This window comes from Haloarcula sp. CBA1115 (assembly GCF_000827835.1).
Classification (GTDB): Archaea; Halobacteriota; Halobacteria; order Halobacteriales; family Haloarculaceae; genus Haloarcula; species Haloarcula hispanica.
The window spans coordinates 754,864-774,427 of record NZ_CP010529.1 but is presented as its reverse complement, the minus strand read 5'-3'; the positions used below and the strand labels follow the sequence as shown (position 1 = coordinate 774,427).

At 63.3% G+C, this 19,564-nt stretch carries 20 protein-coding genes and 1 tRNA gene; 8 read left to right on the top strand and 13 right to left on the bottom strand.

Annotation, left to right across the window (positions count from 1 at the left end):
* Nucleotides 1-1,719, top strand: coding sequence for an AarF/ABC1/UbiB kinase family protein (locus SG26_RS03750; protein ID WP_050036879.1), 1,719 nt, complete (start codon nt 1-3; stop codon nt 1,717-1,719).
* A 19-nt stretch (nt 1,720-1,738) separates the two neighbouring features.
* Here SG26_RS03750 and SG26_RS03745 read toward each other — a convergent pair whose 3' ends face one another.
* Complete coding sequence (locus SG26_RS03745) at nt 1,739-2,266, bottom strand: GNAT family N-acetyltransferase (RefSeq protein WP_050036878.1); 528 nt, start codon at nt 2,264-2,266, stop codon at nt 1,739-1,741.
* 220 nt (nt 2,267-2,486) lie between these two features.
* Between SG26_RS03745 and SG26_RS03740 the strand changes: the two genes are divergently transcribed.
* Nucleotides 2,487-3,905 carry a sulfatase-like hydrolase/transferase gene (locus SG26_RS03740; protein ID WP_050036877.1) on the top strand — a complete coding sequence of 473 codons (1,419 nt, stop codon included), beginning with the start codon at nt 2,487-2,489 and terminating at the stop codon, nt 3,903-3,905.
* Nucleotides 3,906-3,911: 6 nt separating this feature from the next.
* Nucleotides 3,912-4,322 (top strand): GtrA family protein, encoded by a 411-nt coding sequence (locus tag SG26_RS03735; protein WP_014040942.1) that lies wholly within the window; start codon nt 3,912-3,914, stop codon nt 4,320-4,322.
* Here SG26_RS03735 and SG26_RS03730 read toward each other — a convergent pair.
* Nucleotides 4,319-5,266: a MoxR family ATPase gene (locus SG26_RS03730; RefSeq protein WP_008312676.1), complete on the bottom strand. Its 948-nt coding sequence runs from the start codon at nt 5,264-5,266 to the stop codon at nt 4,319-4,321. The genes SG26_RS03735 and SG26_RS03730 overlap by 4 nt on opposite strands.
* A gap of 85 nt (nt 5,267-5,351) precedes the next feature.
* On the opposite strand from SG26_RS03730, the gene SG26_RS03725 reads away from it, so the two are divergent.
* Nucleotides 5,352-5,436, top strand: a tRNA-Ser gene (locus SG26_RS03725).
* Nucleotides 5,437-5,663: 227 nt separating this feature from the next.
* On the opposite strand, the gene SG26_RS03720 is transcribed toward SG26_RS03725, so the two are convergent.
* From SG26_RS03720 to SG26_RS03705, 4 genes are all read right to left on the bottom strand, one after another.
* Nucleotides 5,664-7,520, bottom strand: coding sequence for a DUF2070 family protein (locus tag SG26_RS03720; RefSeq protein WP_050036876.1), 1,857 nt, complete (start codon nt 7,518-7,520; stop codon nt 5,664-5,666).
* A gap of 55 nt (nt 7,521-7,575) precedes the next feature.
* Nucleotides 7,576-8,145 (bottom strand): GMP synthase subunit A, encoded by a 570-nt coding sequence (locus SG26_RS03715; RefSeq protein ID WP_004957654.1) that lies wholly within the window; start codon nt 8,143-8,145, stop codon nt 7,576-7,578.
* A 68-nt stretch (nt 8,146-8,213) separates the two neighbouring features.
* Complete coding sequence (locus SG26_RS03710) at nt 8,214-9,311, bottom strand: ATP-binding protein (protein ID WP_050036875.1); 1,098 nt, start codon at nt 9,309-9,311, stop codon at nt 8,214-8,216.
* 71 nt (nt 9,312-9,382) lie between these two features.
* Entirely contained in the window at nt 9,383-9,931 is a 549-nt protein-coding gene (locus tag SG26_RS03705) for a hypothetical protein (protein ID WP_050036874.1), read from the bottom strand.
* An 82-nt stretch (nt 9,932-10,013) separates the two neighbouring features.
* Here SG26_RS03705 and SG26_RS03700 point away from each other — a divergent pair, with 82 nt between their 5' ends.
* Both SG26_RS03700 and SG26_RS03695 read left to right on the top strand, forming a co-directional pair.
* A complete protein-coding gene (locus SG26_RS03700) occupies nt 10,014-10,358 on the top strand; it encodes a DUF192 domain-containing protein (RefSeq protein WP_014040939.1) in 345 nt (114 codons plus the stop codon).
* Nucleotides 10,359-10,554: 196 nt separating this feature from the next.
* On the top strand, nt 10,555-12,063 hold the full coding sequence (locus SG26_RS03695; RefSeq protein ID WP_050036873.1) for a (R)-citramalate synthase: 1,509 nt from the start codon (nt 10,555-10,557) through the stop codon (nt 12,061-12,063).
* Between the two features lie 84 nt (nt 12,064-12,147).
* Here SG26_RS03695 and SG26_RS03690 read toward each other — a convergent pair whose 3' ends face one another.
* The 5 genes from SG26_RS03690 to SG26_RS03670 all read right to left on the bottom strand — a co-directional run bounded on the left by SG26_RS03690 (nt 12,148) and on the right by SG26_RS03670 (nt 17,663).
* A complete protein-coding gene (locus SG26_RS03690; protein ID WP_050036872.1) occupies nt 12,148-13,116 on the bottom strand; it encodes a hypothetical protein in 969 nt (322 codons plus the stop codon).
* A gap of 424 nt (nt 13,117-13,540) precedes the next feature.
* Nucleotides 13,541-13,840 carry a HalOD1 output domain-containing protein gene (locus SG26_RS03685; RefSeq protein ID WP_014040936.1) on the bottom strand — a complete coding sequence of 100 codons (300 nt, stop codon included), beginning with the start codon at nt 13,838-13,840 and terminating at the stop codon, nt 13,541-13,543.
* Between the two features lie 99 nt (nt 13,841-13,939).
* On the bottom strand, nt 13,940-16,393 hold the full coding sequence (locus tag SG26_RS03680) for a bacterio-opsin activator domain-containing protein (protein WP_050036871.1): 2,454 nt from the start codon (nt 16,391-16,393) through the stop codon (nt 13,940-13,942).
* Between the two features lie 90 nt (nt 16,394-16,483).
* Nucleotides 16,484-17,158, bottom strand: a complete 675-nt coding sequence (locus SG26_RS03675; protein WP_014040934.1) for an HAD family hydrolase — start codon at nt 17,156-17,158, stop codon at nt 16,484-16,486.
* 43 nt (nt 17,159-17,201) lie between these two features.
* Nucleotides 17,202-17,663 carry a bifunctional nuclease family protein gene (locus SG26_RS03670; protein WP_050036870.1) on the bottom strand — a complete coding sequence of 154 codons (462 nt, stop codon included), beginning with the start codon at nt 17,661-17,663 and terminating at the stop codon, nt 17,202-17,204.
* Between the two features lie 306 nt (nt 17,664-17,969).
* Between SG26_RS03670 and SG26_RS03665 the strand changes: the two genes are divergently transcribed.
* Entirely contained in the window at nt 17,970-18,473 is a 504-nt protein-coding gene (locus tag SG26_RS03665) for a hypothetical protein (RefSeq protein WP_050036869.1), read from the top strand.
* An 80-nt stretch (nt 18,474-18,553) separates the two neighbouring features.
* Entirely contained in the window at nt 18,554-18,889 is a 336-nt protein-coding gene (locus tag SG26_RS03660; protein WP_050036868.1) for a hypothetical protein, read from the top strand.
* A gap of 34 nt (nt 18,890-18,923) precedes the next feature.
* Here the strand turns inward: SG26_RS03660 and SG26_RS03655 are convergent, their stop codons facing one another.
* Both SG26_RS03655 and SG26_RS03650 read right to left on the bottom strand, forming a co-directional pair.
* Entirely contained in the window at nt 18,924-19,160 is a 237-nt protein-coding gene (locus SG26_RS03655; RefSeq protein WP_005537965.1) for a hypothetical protein, read from the bottom strand.
* Nucleotides 19,161-19,164: 4 nt separating this feature from the next.
* A complete protein-coding gene (locus tag SG26_RS03650) occupies nt 19,165-19,554 on the bottom strand; it encodes a prefoldin subunit beta (protein WP_004591484.1) in 390 nt (129 codons plus the stop codon).
* Nucleotides 19,555-19,564 lie beyond the last annotated feature (10 nt).

Sequence of the window (19,564 nt, the reverse complement as noted above, 5' to 3'; positions counted from 1 at the left end):
GTGAACCTTCGCGCGTACTGGCGGTTCCTCGTCGTCGCTCGCCACTTCCTGCCCCTGTTGGTCGCGTACGCACGAGACCGAAAGCGGTTCTTCGTGGTCGGCTCGTCGCGCCGTGTCACGCCTGAACAGCGTCGCAAACGTGCACAGCAACTGCTCGACTCGCTGCTGACGCTCGGCCCGACGTTCATCAAACTCGGACAGATACTCTCGACCCGGCCGGACGTCCTGCCGCCGGAGTACATCGAGGAGTTCTCGAAGTTGCAGGACCGCGTGCCACCGGCGGACTGGGACGAGGCACGGGTCGTCATCGAGGACGAACTGGGCTCCGTCGACGACCGCTTCGACGAGTTCGAGACAGAGGCGATAAGCGGCGCGTCGCTCGGCCAGGTGTATCTGGCGGAGGTCGACGGCGAGAAGGTCGCCGTCAAGATCCGCCGGCCCGGTATCGAGACGCTCGTCGAGGCCGACCTGCGGGTCGTCCGCTGGTCGCTCCCGCTGTTGATGTATTTCATCGACGACTCCCGGTCGTTCTCGCTTGAGACGCTAGCCGACGAGTTCTCGAAGACCATCCGCGAGGAGATGGACTACCAGCGGGAGGGCCGCATGCTCACCGAAATCCGGGAGAACTTCCGGGACAACGACCGTATCTGCATTCCCAAGGTCAAGGAGTCCCACTCCACGCAGCGCGTCCTGACGATGGAGTACGTTCCGGGCACGAAGATCAACGACATCGACAGCCTCGATGCGGGTGGTATCGACCGGACGGAACTGGCCGAGACGCTCCAGCGGGCGTACCTCCAGATGATTATCGACGATGGCGTGTTCCACGCCGACCCACATCCCGGGAACCTCGCTGTGCAGGACGACGGGACACTCGTCTTCTACGACTTCGGGATGTCCGGTCGAGTCGACCCGTTCGTGCAGGACAAGATCATCGACTTCTACGCCGCCGTCGCCGATCAGGACATCGACGCCATCCTCGATGCCCTCATCGAGATGGGGACGCTCTCGCCGGAGGCCGACCGGCAGGTGATGGGCGACGTGATGGAACTGGCCATCGCCGACGCCCGTGGCGAGGACATCGAGCAGTACCGCGTCCAGCAGATCATTCAGCAGGTCGAGGACACCATCTACGAGTTCCCGCTTCGCCTGCCGGCGAATCTGGCGCTCGTGTTGCGTGTCGCCACGGTCGTTGAAGGCGTCTGTGTCACCCTCGACGAGGACTTCGACTTCATCGGCGTTGCTACCGACTATCTCCGCGAGGAGGGGTATCTCGCCGAGGGCGTGCGGAACTTCGTCGAGGACCGGGCGACCGAAGTGTCCGACGCCGCCCGGTCGGCCGTCCGTATCCCGCCAAAACTGGAGTCCGCCCTCGACAGAGTCGAGCGGGAGGACTTCCGCGTACAGGCCGACATTGAGGACTCCGATGGCCTGCTCGCGACGATGACCAAGCGGCTCATCCTCGGGATGTTGCTCGCGAGCACGCTGTTCTCGACAGCGTTCCTCTACACGCAGGCGTCGCTGCCGGCCACTGGTGTCGGCATCGCTGGAACCGTCGGGCTCTCTCTGGCGCTGTGGTGGTCGTTCCGCTCGAAAAAGGCCGTCCGCGCCAAGCCGCAGTTCACGCGACAGAGTATGCGTGAGCAGGACCGGGAGAGCCCGGGTGGGCTCAACACCTCCTTCGGCGAGGACACCGACGACGCCTACAGCGGCGACTGAACGCCCTCCGGCTATACGGTCAGAGACGTTTTTCGAAGTGGACGAGTTCGTACTCGCCCTGCGTCGACCGGCCGACCTCCTGATACCCCTCGTCGCGGTAGAACGCGACCGCGGCGGGCTGGCTCTGTGACGTCGTCGCAAGCAGGACCTCGTACCCCCGCTCGGCCACTTGTTGTTCGAGCTTGTGGAGGAGGCTGCGACCGTAGCCGCGCCGCTGCCGGGACGGGGCGACCCGCATTCGGTGGAGTTCGGCCGCGCCGGGGACGGTTCGCTCGTCCGCGTGCCCGACTTCATTCGGGAGGAACCCGCCCATCGCGGTTAGGCCGCCGTCGAACGTCTGTGGGAGGTCATCGTCGGCATCGGGAACGACGCCGACGAGAAACGCGCCGCCGGTGTCGAAATACCGCGTCTCGATGTTTTGCAGGTCCGACGTTCCGGGGATGTCACTGGGGTCATTGCCGGTCGCTCGCATTGCCCACTCGTGGAGACACCAGACAGCGTCGGCGTCCCGGTCGTCGTAGGACCGAAGCTGAATGGAGTTGGTCATCGAATATGTTCTGGACAGCACATTATCGGAGAACGGGTTTAATTCTACCTTATCAGAGTATGGTTCTATTATAGCCCCCTGAATTTATCCGGAACGTTCAGTATTCAGTGTCTGGTATAGGGGGTATGAGAAAATACGGTGGCACGTACCGGGTGCAAACCCCGGATCGCGGACGCGATACGTCGATACCATTACGATCACGGAGGAGTGTGGGCCGACAATGACGGCCCCGGCAACGAACAACGTGGTGCTGGTCACGGTTGATTCGCTGCGAGCGGACGCACTGGGTGGCGCTGACAGCGTCTCCCCAGTCCTGGACTCGCTCGCTGAGTCGGGCGTTGTCTTCGAAAACGCCGTCGCACAGGGGAACTGGACGCCGTTCTCGTTCCCGTCCATCCACGGCTCGCGGCCGGTGTTCGCTGAGAGCGACGACATCGGTCTGGCGTCGACGCCGACGCTGGCCGAGCAGGTGTCCGATGCCGGTATCGAGACGGCAGGATTTAACGCCGCAAACGGTTTTCTCACCGATCACTGGGGATACGACCGCGGGTTCGACGAGTTCGAGCCGTTCGTCGACAGCGGCGGCTACAGCAAGTACTTGGCGGCCCACCCGACCATCCAGGCGTGGGTCCAACTCGGCACTTCACCGTTCCGTCGTGCTGCGACCGTCCTCAGCGGCGGGTCTGACGAACGGCCCTTCGCCGACGTGTCCCGGATGGGCGACCTCGAAGACCGCGCCACCGAGTTTCTGGCGACGACCGACGGACCGTTCTTCCTGTGGGTCCACTACATGGACACGCACACGCCGTACGTGCCAGCCCCGCGGCACATCCGCGAGGTGTCGGACAACCACTTCGGTGTCCTCCGAATGCTCACCTCCCACCTCCGAACCGGGCTGGGCTGGGAAGTCGACGACCGGACGCTGGAGACGCTCCGGACGCTGTACGAGGCGACGGTTCGGCAGGTCGACGCCAGCGTCGGTCGGTTACTCGACACCCTCGAAACAGAGGGCCATCGCGACGATACGGCCGTCGTCGTCGCCGGCGACCACGGTGAGGAGTTCCTCGAACACGGCCATCTCGCTCACTACCCCAAGCTCTATCGGGAGCTCATCGACGTTCCCTACATCGTCTCGACACCGGACAGCGAGGGCCAGTCGGTCGAGACGCCGGTCGGCCTCGACACGATCGCGCCGACGGTGTGCGATCTGCTGTCGCTCACGCCGGCGACGGAGTGGGACGGAGCGTCCGTCGCCCCGGCGATCCACGGCGCGGACATCGAGGACCGCGGCCCCATCGTCTCTGCAGCGGTCCGGGGCGAGAGCGTGACCAGCCAGCCGATCCCGCGGAGCCGTGCGGACGGGGAGCTCCTCCTCAGCGCACGCGACGAGCGCTACACGTACATCGAATTCACGGAATCGGGGCGTCAGGAACTGTACGACCGGACGAGCGATCCCGAAGAGCAGGTCGATCTGTGTTCGGACTCGGCGGACGCCGATCCGCCTGTGACCGTTCTCGACCGGCTCTCGGATGCAGTTGCCGAACACCTCGCAGAACTCGATAGCGACGGGACGGGGGCGGAAAACACCGAGGCATCCGACGAGATAACAGCACGGTTAAAGGCGCTCGGTTATCAGTAAGGCTGTATGGCGTCCGCTGTCGTCACACCGGCCCGACGACAGCAACTCGTCCGGTTCTTCCTCGTCGGTGTGTTTGCTGCGTCAATTCAGCAAGCGCTGCTATGGTTGTTCAACGATGTCGGTGGCCTGAATTACATTCTCGCGGCCGCTATCGCAATCGAGTGTACGATTCTGCTTCAGTACGTCCTCAACAACGCCTGGACGTTCCACCGGTCACAGCACTCGGATCTGCGAGAGTACGTAGTCGGGTTAGGGAAGACGAACCTCGTTCGTGGGACGGCGATCCCGCTCCAGTTGGGCCTCCTCTACGCGTTTGTCACTTGGGGCGGCGTCGTGCCGCTGGTCGGCAATGGCGGGGCTATCGTCATCACGGGTGTGTACCGGTACGCGCTTGACGCCCGCTGGACGTGGGGTTAGACGGTCGGGACGGGGACCTCGTCGAGCACGCTCTGGATAACGGTCCCCTTGTCGACTTGCTCGACGCGGGCGTCAGGCGTCAACACCAGTCTGTGTGCCAGCACTGGCTGTGCGACCCGTTTGATGTCGTCCGGTGCCACGTACTCCCGGCCCGCGATGGTCGCCATCGCCCGCGCTGCCTCGAACAGCCGCTGGGTCCCGCGCGGTGAGACCCCGACGTCCACGCGGTAATCGTCTCTGGTCGCCCGGGCGAGGGCAGCCATGTACTGCAGCAGGTCGTCGTCGACGGTAACCGTCTCCGGAACGCTCCGGAGTTCCGTGACCGACTCCGCGTCAAGTATCGGCTCCACGGTCGGACTCTGTGTCGTCCGGCCGGCACGCCGCCGGAGGAGTTCGACCTCGCCTTCGTCGTCAGGATAGCCGAGTGATGTCTTTGCCAGGAACCGGTCGACCTGCGCTTCGGGGAGTTCGAAAGTCCCCTCCATGTCGACTGGGTTCTGCGTGGCGATGACGAAGAACGGTTCGGGAAGGTCGTAGGTGTCCCCGTCGACGGTGACCTGTCCCTCTTCCATCGCTTCGAGCAGGGCGGACTGGGTCTTGGGCGGCGCGCGGTTGATCTCGTCGGCCAACAGAACGTTGGCGAACACCGGTCCTTCGGTGAATTCGAAACTCCGGGACTCCTCGTTGAAGATGTGCGTTCCCGTGATGTCGGCCGGCAGGAGGTCCGGCGTGAACTGGATGCGGGAGAACGACAGCCCCAGCGCGGTCGCGACGCTGCGGGCGGTCAGTGTCTTTCCCGTGCCGGGAACGTCCTCGAGCAGGACGTGGCCCTTCGCGACGACCCCCAGCAGCACTGTCTCGAAGAAACCGCGGTCGGCGATGACGGCACTCCCGATCTCGTCGAGGATCTGACTCGACACCTCGCTTGCCTCGGTAGCGTCCATAGCCTGTCATGTTACGGGTCCGGTAAAGGGGTGTCGAGTCTGAAATCGAAACCCCTAAAGAGCAAACGGCGGTACTGATGGGTGAGCCGAGGTAGCCTAGCCTGGCCAAGGCGGTTGCTTCGAGAGCAACTGTCCTCACGGACTCAGGAGTTCAAATCTCCTCCTCGGCGTTCTCTGCAGCCATTCCGACGAGCGCAGCGAGTCGGCAGTGCTGCAGGACCGTGATGCGTGGAGAGTTGGAGTAGACCAGTCGCAGCCCGGAACGGCGCACCGCGCCGCACGCCCGGACCGTCTGGGCGTGGTTCAAATCTCCTCCTCGGCGTTCTCTGTACCAGAGTCGGCGAGCGTAGCGAGTCGGTAGTGCTGCAGGAATCGGATCGTATCCGGCCGACCGCCGTCAGGTCAGCAGGAAAATCAACACGCTGATCGTCATTACGACGAGAATGAACGCCCCGGCCAGTGCGCCACCCATCGAGACCATCGCGTTGGCAGTCGAGGCCAGCGTCTCGGTCCGGTCGTTGCCGAACACCGTCACGGTCGCCTGTTCGCTCGCCATCCCGGCCTCGACGGGTTCGAGGTCGGCGACGGCTCTGTCGACGAGGTCCCCGATGAGCGCAACGATTTCCTTCTCGGGGATGACCTGTCCGACCTGATTCTCGGCCTCGACGGTGTTGACGATGTGGGTGTCGCTGGTCATCACCTCCATCATATCCACGCCGTCGGCGGCGTCGATGATGCGCTGACGGAGGCCCGGCTCCATGTTGTTGCCGTCGATGAGCACGTACGCCGTCCGCTGGCCGTTGACTTCGAAGACACAGACCCGGATTCCGAGCGGGCCGATGCCCTCCTCGGGCTCCCAGGGGGTCCTGTCCCAGGCGACTCCACAGCGGAGTTGGCCGGTTTCGGCATCTGTGAGCAAGTTTCCAAGCTGACCGGCCCCGTGGAGCATGTCGAATGACCGCTGACTGCCGGGAACGACGTGGCCGAGGTCGTCGCCCTCGAGCCCGTCGTTGCAGTTGTGTGCGTCGACCAGGAGTACGTCGTCGAGCCCGTCGGCCCGCGCTTCCGACATCGCTGAGAGACCCACGGCGTACTCCACGTCGTCGGCACAGCCCGGCGCGTACGTGTTCACGACGAGCGCATCGGAGCCGAAGGCCTGCCCCGTCAGCGTGGCCTCGCCCTCTGTGACACGGAGGCCCGCCGTCGCCTGGTCGTCGTATTCGAGGTTCTGGTACGCCGTCTCTGCGGTCGACAGGATCGTGTCGACCTCCCGCTCCGTGACGAGGTTGAAGTCGTGGCCGGCGGTCGCGTGTGGCGGGAAGGCCAGGCCGTCGGCCGATTCGGCGACGCGTCTGGGGAGGTTACCGCCGCCGATTTCACCCATCGGGCCGGGGTGAATCATCGGCAGGACGAACCGGGCTTTCTCCTCGCCGCCCGGCCGACGGACCGACAGCAAGGTGACCGGGACGACGGCTTCTTCGCCGATGTCCTCGAAAAACTCCTCCAGTTCGCGCGTGCCTTCGGCGATGTGCCCGATGAACCCCCGGAGGAAATCCAGCGCGGAAACGCCGAGCGAGGAGCGCCATGGTTGGTCGATGACGACCAGGAACAGCCAGACTGCTAGCGCGTAGATGACACAGATAACCGCGAGGATAATGAAGTCCTGCGGAATAAACCCCTGTACCTGCGGCGGGACCTCCTCCGGGCGGGAGAGGTACTCCCGAAGCATCGGGTCTTCGAGAATAAACGCGGTCGCCCCGCTGTATATCGCCAGCAACACGGCGGCAGTGACCGTCTGGACGCTCGCCGGAATCGCCGCCTTCAGCAGTGAGTGCCGCGAGACGGCCATCAGTATCAGCAGCCGGAAGGCGAATATCGACGCCAGCGCGACTAACAGCACGTCGAAGACGAAGTTCTGCCCGAGGCGGACGGTAAAGATGGCGATAACGCCGGCGACAGTCAGCATCGCGATAGTGATCAACTCACAGATGACCGCAAGCAGCGTGGCCCGGTTCGGGGTTAATTGTCCGCCCAGCTGCCGGTCGACCCACGGCGTCACGGCACTGGCGATTGAGGTCGGCAGGCCGATGAGAAACACGCCCTGCCAGGCGTCGTCGAGGATGAACCGCGAATCGAACGCAACGATACCAGTCATCGCCGCGATGACCAGTGCAAAGGCCAGGCTCGTATACCAGGTCGGAGCCCTGAAAATAAACCGCGAAAGACTAGCGAGATTTCCCTGTGTCGCCGTCATTTATGTATCACATCCTACGCGTGAATATAAAACCAGTTACATCACGCTTCAGCGATTACTGGCGAGCGACAGACTGCTGGTCACAGACCGACAGGAAGTTCTCGAACACTTCCTCGCCCTCTTCGGTGTGAGCGACCTCTGGATGCCACTGGACGCCGTATATCGCTTCGTCTGTGTTGCTCATCGCCTCGACGCCACAGACATCGGAGGTCGCGGTCCGCTCGAATCCGGGCGGGACTTCCTTCACTTCGTCAGCGTGGCTGGCCCACACACGCGTTTCGGGATACAGCGAGCCGAGCAGCGGGTCGTCATCATCGAGGATGTCCACCGTCACGTCCGCGTAGCCGCCGTACTCGCCGCCGCCGACCCGACCGCCGAGTTCGTCGGCGATGAGTTGCATCCCCAGACAGATGCCGAGCACGGGCACGTCGAGATCGAGATACTCGGGACAGTTCCCGATATCGTCCATGTCGGGGCCGCCGGAGAGAACAATGCCGTCGGCGTCGATCTCCTCTGGCGGGGTCGTGTTGTCCCTGAGTGAGACGTCGACGCCCATGTCCCGGAGCGCGCGCTGCTCCAGATGTGTGAACTGTCCGTGATTGTCGATAACGTCGATTCGGGTCATTACTGACGCGAAGGCTACGAAGGCGTATATATCTCCTGATGCGGTCGACGGTTCCCCCGCGTCCGGTTTCAGGGCCACTCTCGAAGGGTTTGGCGAACCCCGTCGAGAACTGTCGGGCCACGCAGTTCCAGCGTCACGGTGTTGCCGCCGTCCGAGGTCGTGAGGTGTACTGCCCCGCCGTAACTCTCGACGATCCACGTCGTCAGCCATAGCCCGATCCCTTTTGAATGGCACAGTTGTGTCTCTACGCCGCTATTGAGGACATCCCGTTCGTGCTGTGGAATCGACGGGCAGTTATCCCCGACGTGAACGAACACGGTTCGGCCGTGTTCTTCGACTGAGATATACAGCGTCGGGGTATCTTCGCAGTGAACGACCGCATTTTCGATGACGTTCCGAAGCACAGTGTCGAGCATCCAGTCGGCGTACACCTTCGACTGATCCGGGAGGTCGAGTTCAACAGTTGTCTCCGGGTGCGATTGCGTGATCTTTTTCGCCTGTTCTCTGACACACGGCACGAGGTCGATCGGTTGCTGTGCGCGACGGTCCGCGTCGAACGCGAACTCTATCTGCCTCGCCTTCTCCGTAGTGGCGATGATATCGTCGATAGTACCGTTCAACTGCTCGACGTGCGCACGCGACTTGGAGTCGCCACGCTCTGCTGTCTCCCGCTGCAGTTCGCCGAGATGCCCGAGTGCGACGTTGAGGTCGTTCCGGAGGTCGTGCCTGAGCACTCGAAACAACACCTCGTTGCTCTGGGTGAGTCTGCGCCGGGACCGCCGGAGTTCCAGTAGCCACCCGAACAGAACCCCGCCAAACCCGCCGACTGCGACCCCGCTCGCGAGTATCGACGGGATCATCGAGGACTGCGGTACTGGGGCGAGCAGCACGACGATTTTGATGAGCGTAAACAGCGCGATGCCCAGTCCGCACCACTCCGCGGCAGTCCATATCTGATCTCCGGACAGTCCACTCACCGGGAGCCAGTAGTTCGCGGCTACCAGGGCTAGCGCCGGTGTCAACCCCACGCTGAGGATGACCACGTCTATCGGGGACGGCCGGACGATAGCCATGCCGTGGGCGAGTAACGCGCCGGAAATCACGAAACCCGTTGCGACGACATATCCCGTCCCCAGCGACTGCTTCGTGAGCGCCGGAGAGGTCACTATACTAATCAGTTACTGTGTGCCTACTTATCCGTCTGCCACCAATTATCGGGTTTGATAATTAAGTGGCGCTACGAGTCGTCGTAGCGGTCGGCAGCCGATTCAAAGCCCAGTTCGGATTCCTCCTTAGAGCGGCGCTGTTCCCGCTGTGCAATGGCTTCAGGGTCCGGATTCGCGTCATCGTCGAGCCGCGCCCACGACTGATGAATCTTCGCGTGACACCACCGGCAGAGAAAGACCGTTATTTCGTGTGATAGCTCGTTGCCGCCTTCGCGGTACGAGAGGTGGTGTTCCTCTAGCAGCGGTCGGTCCTCGGAGTGGGCCATCCGCCGCTCTTCGAGTCCGCAACGAACACACTCCCGGTCGTGGTTCCGGGAGCGGAAATGCGGGCAGTCGACCCAGTCCCATTCCGGCTCCGCGTCTGCGTCCGCGTCATCTGGTGCAATCGCTGCCGGACAGCGAAAGTCGTCGGCACTACGGGTGTTGGCGAACTCGGGGTCGTGGTGGCCGTGTTCGCGCGCCCAGCGACACTTCCCCTCGCCGGTGACGAAGTCACACCGCTGAACGTGGTCGTATGGGTCGTCGACGCCGACGGACGTTCCCCCGGGAGCCTTCTCCATGCGACATAGTGAGTGGCCGTGCCCCCTCAAACCCTCCGTTCCGACAGAAGACTTTTTGCCTGCCTACGACTTCCGCGGTGGTATGCGTCTCGTCCACGACCCCGACGGCGCGGCTCGCTCCCTCGCGACGGAGGTGGAGTACGCCGAGTCGATGCTCGAACAGGGCCGGGGGCTGATGTTCCGGTCGTCGATTCCCGACGACTACGCGCTGGTCTTCCCCTTCGACCGCGCGAGCCGACAGTTCATCCATATGCTGTTCGTCCGGTTCCCACTCGACGTGCTCTGGCTCGTCGACGAGGAGGTCCAGGCCGTCGAAACCCTACAGCCCTGGCGCTCGGTCGGCTACGCGAACGCGGATACTGTCATCGAACTGCCCGGTGGCGCGGCGTCGGACGTTTCCGAGGGCGATACGGTCCGTCTTGAATAACGAGTCTCAATAGCATGGGTCGTGGTAATCAGTTCCGTCACCTTTTAGACCGTGAAGAGTAGAGTAGACACCACTATGTCGGAATACCCGACGGAGGATAGAGGAAGTCGCCGCGAGGCGGCTGGCCGCGAAATTCGTGGCGCGTGATGGAGCATCTTCTGTGAGTCAGAACACATTGTTCGAGGGGCACCCAGCGATGCGTGCGCTCTCAGATGTCGGTGAGGTACAGTTTCTCGACACGACACTTCGCGACGGTGAGCAAGCCCCCGGCGTGTCGCTGACGCCGGACGACAAGGCCGATATCGCCCGCTCGCTCGACGCGGCCCGTATCGATGTCATCGAAGCCGGGAGCGCCTGTACCGGCCCCGGCGAGCGCGAGACGATCTCTCGCGTCGCGGGGCTCGACCTCGACGGTACCGTCACTAGCTTCTGTCGCGGTATCCGGAACGATATCGATCTCGCACTCGACTGTGGTGTCGATGGCATCAATCTCGTCGTTCCGGCCAGCGACAAGCACGTCGAGCAGAAGGTCGGCACGTCCAAGTCCGAGAACGTCGAGAACACCGTCGAACTGGTGGAGTACGCCGCCGACCACGGGCTCTGGGTCGAGGTCATCGGCGAGGACGGCTCGCGAGCCGACCTGAACTACCTCGAAGAACTGCTCGGAGCCGCCGTCGAGGCCGGCGCGGACCGCATCTGCTGGGCCGACACCGTCGGTCACGCGACGCCGGACCGCGCACTCGAATGCGTCTCCCGGCTCTCCGACCTGGGCCCAGTCAGTACCCACACCCACGACGACCTGGGGCTCGCAGTGACGAACGCTCTGGTCTCCATCGCGGCAGGTGCAGACCTCGTCCACGGGACGATAAACGGCATCGGCGAGCGCGCCGGCAACGTCGCCCTCGAAGAGGTCGCTATCGCGCTTGACCACGGGTACGGCGTCGAGTCGATGGCCCTGACCGAGGTGTACGACCTCGCCCAGCTCATCGCCAACCGGACCGGCATCCCGCTGGCTCCCAACAAGGCGGTCGTCGGCGAGAACGCCTTCACCCACGAGTCCGGTATCCACACCGACGGCACGCTCAAGGACGACTCGATGTACGAGCCGTACCCGCCGGAGAAAGTGGGCCGCGAGCGCCGCCTCGCACTCGGCAAACACGCGGGCCGAGCCGGTGTCGAGGCCGCCCTCGACGAGCACGATGTCGAGGTCACCGATGACCAGCTCTCGGAAATCGTCAGCCGCGTCAAGGAGATCGGCGACCGCGGCAAGCGCGTCACCGACGCCGACCTGCTGACCATCGCCGACGAGGTGACCGGCGACGCGCGCGACCGCCGGGTCGAACTGCTCGGCCTGACCGCCGTTTCCGGTTCCGACACGCCGACGGCGAGCGTCCGACTCGCGGTCGACGGCGAGGAACGCAAGGAGGCAGCGGTCGGCTCCGGGCCGGTCGACGCCGCGATGAACGCCGCCGAGGTGGCACTGTCCCACACCGCCGACGCGACGCTCGAAGACTACCACGTCGACGCCATCACCGGCGGAACGGACGCGCTCGTCACGGTCGAAATCGAGATGTCGCGCGGCGACGACCACGTCGTCGTCTCCGCCAGCGACTCTGACATCACACGGGCGTCCGTGCGCGCGATGGTCGACGCGATGGACCGCCTCGTCACCGACGACGAGGACCCGCTCGTCGCCGACGACTGACGGCACAGCACCTCCCGTTTCGACTGATATTCCGTAGAATTAGACGCCAGTGTGCCCGTGGACCACGGGGCCGATCCCGGTACGTTACTTGTGTCCGCGGCTGGCTTCGTGGTACTGGAACACGGTTTCCATGCCCTCCACCAGCGCGTTGAGGTCGACGCTGTCCGTATCGAACTCGCGGTCGCGCACGGACTGGTAGATGTCGGCCCACCGGTCCCGGAACCGGGCCTCGAACTGTTCGGCTTTGATTTTGTCGATGAGTTCGGCCTTTCCGTCAGGGTTTTCCAGTTCTTCGGGAGTGACGAACCCTTCTTGAAGGGCCAGCACGACGATTCCCGCGGTGTAGTCTCCCTCCCTGACTTCTCGTTCCCAGGTCGTGAGCCAGTTGCCGATGCGGGCCATTTCTTGCAGGTCCCAGATCAGGTCCCGGACCGTGCCGTAATCGGCGAGTTCGAATTCCGGCGAATACATGAGGTCAACGGCCGCGTAGGGGAACATTACCATGTTATGTGCCCCGTATGTTTCGGCCCCGCTGAGGTTCGCAATCCGTGGGTTCTCGTTGACGACGGCGCTGTAATCCATCGCGTTCAGCGTCTGTCGCATATCGTAGGTGAACACGTCGTAGAACTCGTCGACCCGGGGCGCGTCAGCTAGTCCCCCCTCGAACTCTCGCCACACACGCTCGATAAAGGAGAAATATTCCTCGCTTACCGCCGCACGGCTCGGGTCAACGGACGACGGATCCTGCACGAGTCGTCGGGCCTCTTCGAAGGTGTCTCGGTCCCCGTCGTTCTCGACGATGTCGTCCAGAATCGTGACGTACATCGTGAGTACCGTCTTCTGCGTCCGGACGTGGTCTGCGTGGTCCGGGTGGACGGAGGAGAGCGTGAACTCGGGGAACAGCGAGTAGATCCACTGCCAGAGGAATCGGTCACGCTCGCCACAGACCCGCTCGTACTCGTCTGCCAGTTCTGCAACCCGGTCGGGGAGACTGGTCGTCCGAACCTCTTCGAGAAGGTCCTGTGTATCGACCGAGGGTGACTCAACACTCATTGTGACTGTCCCCCAACGCTTGCACCCTGCATCTCGGCAGTGGAATAATGTTTGATTAACCGACTTTTGGGTGATTCTACTTCTTCAGATTGGCCGGTCACTGCCTCGACGCTCTTGCCCGACTGCGAGCCGGTTTCGATCAGTTGGTGTCCGAGGTCCATACATTCGAGAGGCGAAGTTGCGCTTATAGTGGTACTGACCTGTAGGGTGCTGGTAATGTTCTATTAACGGTATACTTACACAATTTTACTCCAAGTTACGTACCAGTTTTTCAATTGCTACTGCAAAGGAAATATCTGCTTACTGAACTTTCTCAATGATATTCAAATGAGTGAGGAAAATAAGGCGATAATAATGCACCTCTTGACGAGGGCCACGGGTAAGGGTACACAGCGCCAGCAGAACACCCGCACACGGAGTCGAGTTACGCTTCGAGTCCAGTTGCCGCCGAGACGTCGCGGGACGGTGTCACCAGCACCGAACGGTTCCCTTCGACTTCGATACGACAGCCAGCCATACTGAACACGACCAGCCCGTCAGGGCTCGGGGTGCCGTCCGTATCCGGACGGAACAGCCGGTCCAGCGCATCAGGGTCGATACAGTCACTGATTCGGTCATCGAGGTCGACGGGGTCGATACCCAGCGTGTCGGCCACAGCGTGGACGATGGTTTCGCTCAACGGTTCGTTGGGTGTCGGTCTGTAGACCAGTTTTGCCTGGGACATAGTTTGTCGCTGTTTGTCCCTTGATGAGTGATTGAAAAGGTGATTGTGGCTATACAGATACAGCCCGCCGGACTGGTCACTAATACTATAGCGACGGTCTCAGCTATCGCCGAACACGAGTTCGAGCAGTTTTCGCTCGCTGACGCGGAGATGCCGGTTGACCGTCGGCTGTGACACGTCCAGGCTGGCCGCGATTTCCTGGCCGGTCGTCTCCCGAGGCCAGTCGAAGAAGCCACTCAGATACGCCGTCTGGAGTACTTCGAGCTGTCTGTCGGTGAGTTGCTCCTCCAGCGCCGACCGGACTGTACTGTCCCGCTGGCCATTGGACTGTGCGCCGTCACGGCGCGCGATCAGTTTGACGTCCGCGTAGCGCTCGCCGAGTTGTTCGACGAACTGGCGGACATCAGTTTCGTCCGAGACAACAACTGTCACCGTGAGTCCGCCCGTCGACGTTCGGATCGATTTCAACCGCCCGCCCTGCTCCAGTAGCGTCTCCGCGACAGTCTGGCCGGTCACGACAACCTCATAGAGCCCGTCCAGTTGGTCGGTCGAAATCGCTCGCGCGGTGTCGACGCGAGCCATCGACAGCATCTGCTCCTCGACGACAGCCGGGTCGCAGTCCGAGATAGCGAGGAAGAGACGGATCGCACCGTCGCTCCGCTGGACGGCCCCTTCACAGACGACCGGGACGCCGACGCGATCCGAGAAGTGCGTCAAGAACGACTGCGGGGCTGACAGTGATAGTTCGAGTTCGACAGTGCCGTCACCCGCCCGGCGTTGCCGGGACTCGACCTCCCGTATCGCGTTCGCGATGGTCTCACCGAGTTCGGCAAACACCTCCTGAAGCATCTCGTCGAACCCGTCTTCTTGCTCGGCGTACACCGTCAGGACACCGTAGACGAAGTCGTCGTATTCGAGCGGGATGCTGAGCGCCGACTGGAACTCGCGGGAGAGCGCCTCCGTCCGCCAATGGTCGCCTCGGAGGTTGTCAGCCACCGACGGGACGATAGTCATCGCTTCGGACTGTGCAGTCTGGACGGCCGGCGGCCCGCCCTCGCGCTCCAGCGACAGCGAGATGGCGTCCAGATAGCTGGCGGTGTCGCCCGCCCACGCTCTGGGGACGAGTTCCGTCGCGTCCTGTCGGCCGATCCAGGCGAAGGAGAACCACTGGGATTCGGCCAACTGGTCACACACGGCTTGTTCGATCTCCTCGGTGGTCTCCGCTTCGACCAGCACCTGATCGATCCGTCGAATGATCGCGTTGACCTGCTTGAGCCGCCGCAGTTCGCGGTTCTGTTCGCGGCGCTCGGCCTCGCGTTCGCGGAGCGTCGTTTCGCGGTCGACGCGCGCAAGCGCGGCTTCCGCGCTGGCGGCGAGCAGATCCACCATCTCTCGGGTCCTGGCGTCGCTGTGTTGCTCGCCCAGTTCGACGTAGAACACGCCGTGGTCTTCGAGCGGGAGGCAGAGCCGCTTCGCGTTCGCCGTGACCGGTCCCGCTCCGAGGTCGATGCTTTCGCCGGGGGCGACCTCGACGGCGCTGTCCTGCACGAACACGTCCCACACTGCGCTCTGACCCGGCCCGACCGACGCGCTTCGGTCCGCTTCGGCGTCGCCGACGCTGCGAAGGGTGTTGTCGCTTCGGTCGAACAGGTAGATCTCCACGTCGGGGAGTTCCAGCACGTCGACGGCCGTGTCGAGTATCTGTTCGGCCACGGCTGTCTTGGTTTCCGTGTGCAGCAGCTTTCTGGTCGACTCGTGCAGCGCCGCGAGCGTCTCCTCGAACCGCTTCCGGTCCGAGATGTCCCGAACGACGCCGACCTGCCGATAGCTTCCGTCTTCGCGGTCGTACGTCGTGAACTTGGTCTCTATCGGGAGCGTGTCCCCGTCAGCGGTTCTGAGGTCCGTCGTCAGCGTCCCGACGTCGCGCTCGCCCTCGATGAACTGCCGGGACATCTCCGCGGCCTCCTCGATAACGGATTCGTCCGCCAGTAGCGTCGCGTTCGACCCGACCAACGTGTCCTTGTCGTAGCCGGTCATCGACTCGACGGCGCTGTTGACCGTCTGCATCGTGAACCCCTCGTCGAGCGTGTAGATGCCGTCCTCGATGGTCTCGACGATGCGTTCGTACTGTTCGAGCATCTCCGTCCGCTCGTGGCGCTCGGTGATGTCGTGGACGATACCCAGGTACAGTTCCTCGCCGTCCCACTGCTGGGGTTCGAAGGCGATTTCGACCCACCGTTCCGTGTCGCCGGCGGAACACGACGACGTCAGCGGTGTTCCTGGCGACTGATTGCAGTGGGTTCCGAGGTCAACGTCACGCAGATCCGGGCAGAACTCGGCTATCGGACGCCCGAACACGTCCGACGGGTCGGAGTCGAGGAGGTCACAGAGGTGATCGTTCCCGGTCCGTATCTCCCCGTCCGCGGCGGTGACGACCACTGGCTCGGGCATTCGCGCGGCGAGAGTCTCCAACAGCACAGGGGGAGACTGCTGTGCCGGTGTGTCGCGTGCCGCTTGTTCGTTCTCGTCCGTTCCACCGACCGGCTTCTCCATACCGTTTCACGGCACTTGCCATGGGAAAGGTTGCTTTCAGTATACGTACCAGAATGTGCTGACTATGTATCTGTTAGGTCCGGATACGGCTCAGTCGCTCCCGCTGCGTCGGCCAGCGATCCGAACCACGTCTTCGAGGCCGGACACGTCGTGGTCCGGCGTCACGTCGAGTCGGGTGTCGGTCCGATGCGGACGACGGATGATCGCCGAGTCGATTCCGGCCCGGTGTGCCGCCTCGATGTCAGATTCGTTGTCGCCGACGAACAGGGCGTCACTGACATCGAGGTCCGCCATCGCCCGCTCGATGTAGTACGGCCGGGGTTTCTTCCGGCGGAGGCTCTCGACTGTCGGCTCGCGCGCCCAGACGGTGTCGAAGTAGTGACCGATATCGAAATGCTCGAACGCGAACGCCACGGTGTCCCGTTGATTCGATGAGACCACGCCCAGCGGACAGTCCAGTCGGTCGAGCATGGACACGTCGCTGTAGGGCTGTTTCTCGCCGGCCCGGATAAGCGCCCGCTGCACTGTAGTCAGTGCCTCGTCACGGGCCCGGAAGAACCGCTCGGGGTCGATATCGTACTGGGTACAGATGTCGGTGAGTTCGGGCACAGTCACGCCGATACTCATGGCCTCGACGTGGGCTGTCGACGGCGACGGCACGCCGAGTTCCTCGAAGGCACGGCGCGCGCCGACGTAGTGTGCGTCCATGTCAGTCAGCGTCAGCAACACGCCGTCGTTGTCGAAAATGACCGATTCGTACCCCATCAACGGTATCAAGGGCGGACAGACGCAGAAATGTTTCGCGTTCTCACAGTCCGAGGTCTTCGCTGCCGCTCCCACTCTGGTCGAACTGTTCCGGCGGTCGCCCGGCCTCGTCGATAACATCGTCTGTCACGACGACCGGACAGTCTACCCGGAGGGCAATCGCGATGGCATCCGAAGGGCGGGCATCGAACACCATGTCCTTCCGCCGGTCGTCGGTGTACTGCTCCGCGTCGATCTTCCCGTAGAAGGTCCCGTCGGCCAGATCGTCGATACGGACCCGGTCGATAGCTCCCCCGAACTCCGTCACCATCTCGACCAACAGGTCGTGGGTAAGCGGGCGCTCGAAGGGCTCGCCGTCTATCGCCAGTTGCATCGACTGGGCCTGATCCGTGCTGACGAAGATAGGAATGATCTCCTCGCGTGCACGGAGCAAAACGACCGGCGTGCCACTCCCTTCTTCGCTGACGCCGACGCCGACCCCTTCGACCGTGGCATCGTGTTCCATGGACCAGTGTTGGGTTCGCGGGTATGAAAAGCTACCCCGGCGGCGGTTTCAGGGCGCTGTCCTGTCTGCTATCGCCTGGCCGGCCCGGCTACGTTCTCGCGACCGCACGACGCGCACGCCAGCCATCCCGCCCAGCAGTCCAGTCTGGACGCGACGGCCTGGTGAGCGCACACTGAATCGCGATTAAACCGAATTAAAACGGGCGATAGAACGGCCAATTCGGATAAATTCGACTTAATTCGCCTTTTCGGCTTGCCCCCTTCATATGCCACTGGGACAGAGAGACGAGCGGAGGCAACGATCACAATGAAACTCACTACGATTGCCGGCGGCCTGCTTGCCGTGCTCGTCATCACGGGCTCGGCGGCGGCACTCCCCGGCGCAGCAGGCGCACAGGCCGATGACCACGCGGACAACGCACAGGCGGACAACGCCGCCGAGCAGGCAGCGAACGAAACAACGACCGCAGACGAGAACGAATCAGGCGGCGCTGCCGAGGCAGCTGACCGCCGCGGCCCGCCCGCTGACGCCGGCCAGGCAGGCGACCAGCGCGGCCCGCCGTCGGACCTCCCCGGACAGGTCCCTGACTTCGTCAGCGAGATTCACACGCTCATCGGGCAGAAGCAGGCCGGCGAACTCGCGGGCGACCTGGGCGCACAGATCAGCGACCTGACCCCCGGTGACGAGAGCGACGGGGCCGAGAACGAAACCGAATCCGCGTCCGAGGACGCTGACGCGGACGACACCGACGAGACGGACGCGGACGACGAACAGTCCACTGACGACGAAAGCGACGACAGCGACGCGTAATCCCCCCCTGACCTGACGGCTCTTCCTTCGACGATCGACCAAGCGCGGTTTTTTTGCTTGCTGAACTCCGAGTGACGGGTATGGATGACACCGCCGAGTCCAGCGTCCACGCCGACGACGGACCCCGTGACCGTACGACTGCAGACCTCCTTGCGGGTGACGAGGACTCGTCGGCGTCGGAATCGTCGGACGGGGTGAACCGGAAGCGCGCCCTCCTGTTCGTCTCGCCGTTTCTCGCTATCGGGCTGTTCGACCTGGCCCTGTTACTCGGCTGGGGCTTAGACCCGCTATGGGGGTTCATGATTCTCCCGCCGATACTGTTCGTCTCAGTGCTGGGCTGGATTGCGTTCCGAACCGGGTTCGCGAGCGACCGGACCGGGGACCCAGCCACGACTGACGGTTCGCGGCGTCGGTAGAACACCGAGCGATTGCCCGCTCCGTTGCGGGTCCCTATTCTTCGAACAGGTCGTCGACGGCGGCCCGAGCGGCAAGGGCAGCGTCGTCCGCGACCTGTGCCTCGTCCTGACGACTGTCGGGCGCGTTGACGTACACGTCGACATCTAGTACGCCGTCTTCGAAGGTGACAGTCACGTCGAGGTCCTCGACCGCGCTGACATCGTATCGCGAGAAGACAACGTCTTCGGCTGCGGTCGAGGCTGTCTCGACGACCTCATCGTCTGTCGGCATCGCCTTATGCGCCGCCAGCGCCGGGGCCGCCGGCCGGACCCGCGCCGCCTGCGCCACCGAGCATCTGCTGGAGCTCGCTCTGGAGCTCTTCGAACTGCTCCTGGACGCGCTCTTCCTGCTTTTCGAGCGTCTCGACGCGGACTTCGAGGCTGTTGACCTTCTCTTCGAGGTCGTCCTGCGCCTCGTCGAACTCGGTCTTCACGAGGAGTTCGCCGACCTCGCGGTACATGGTCGAGTCCTCGTCGATGTCGTCGAGCTCGTCCAGAGCCGTCTGGGACTCCTGGAGCTCTGTCTCGGCCTGCTGTTTCTGTGCGGCGACCTGCTGTGCTGTCTGCTGAAGGTCCTGCAGTTCCTCGAGCTTCTCCTGTGCTTCAGGCGGAAGATTACCCTGCATACCTCCAGAG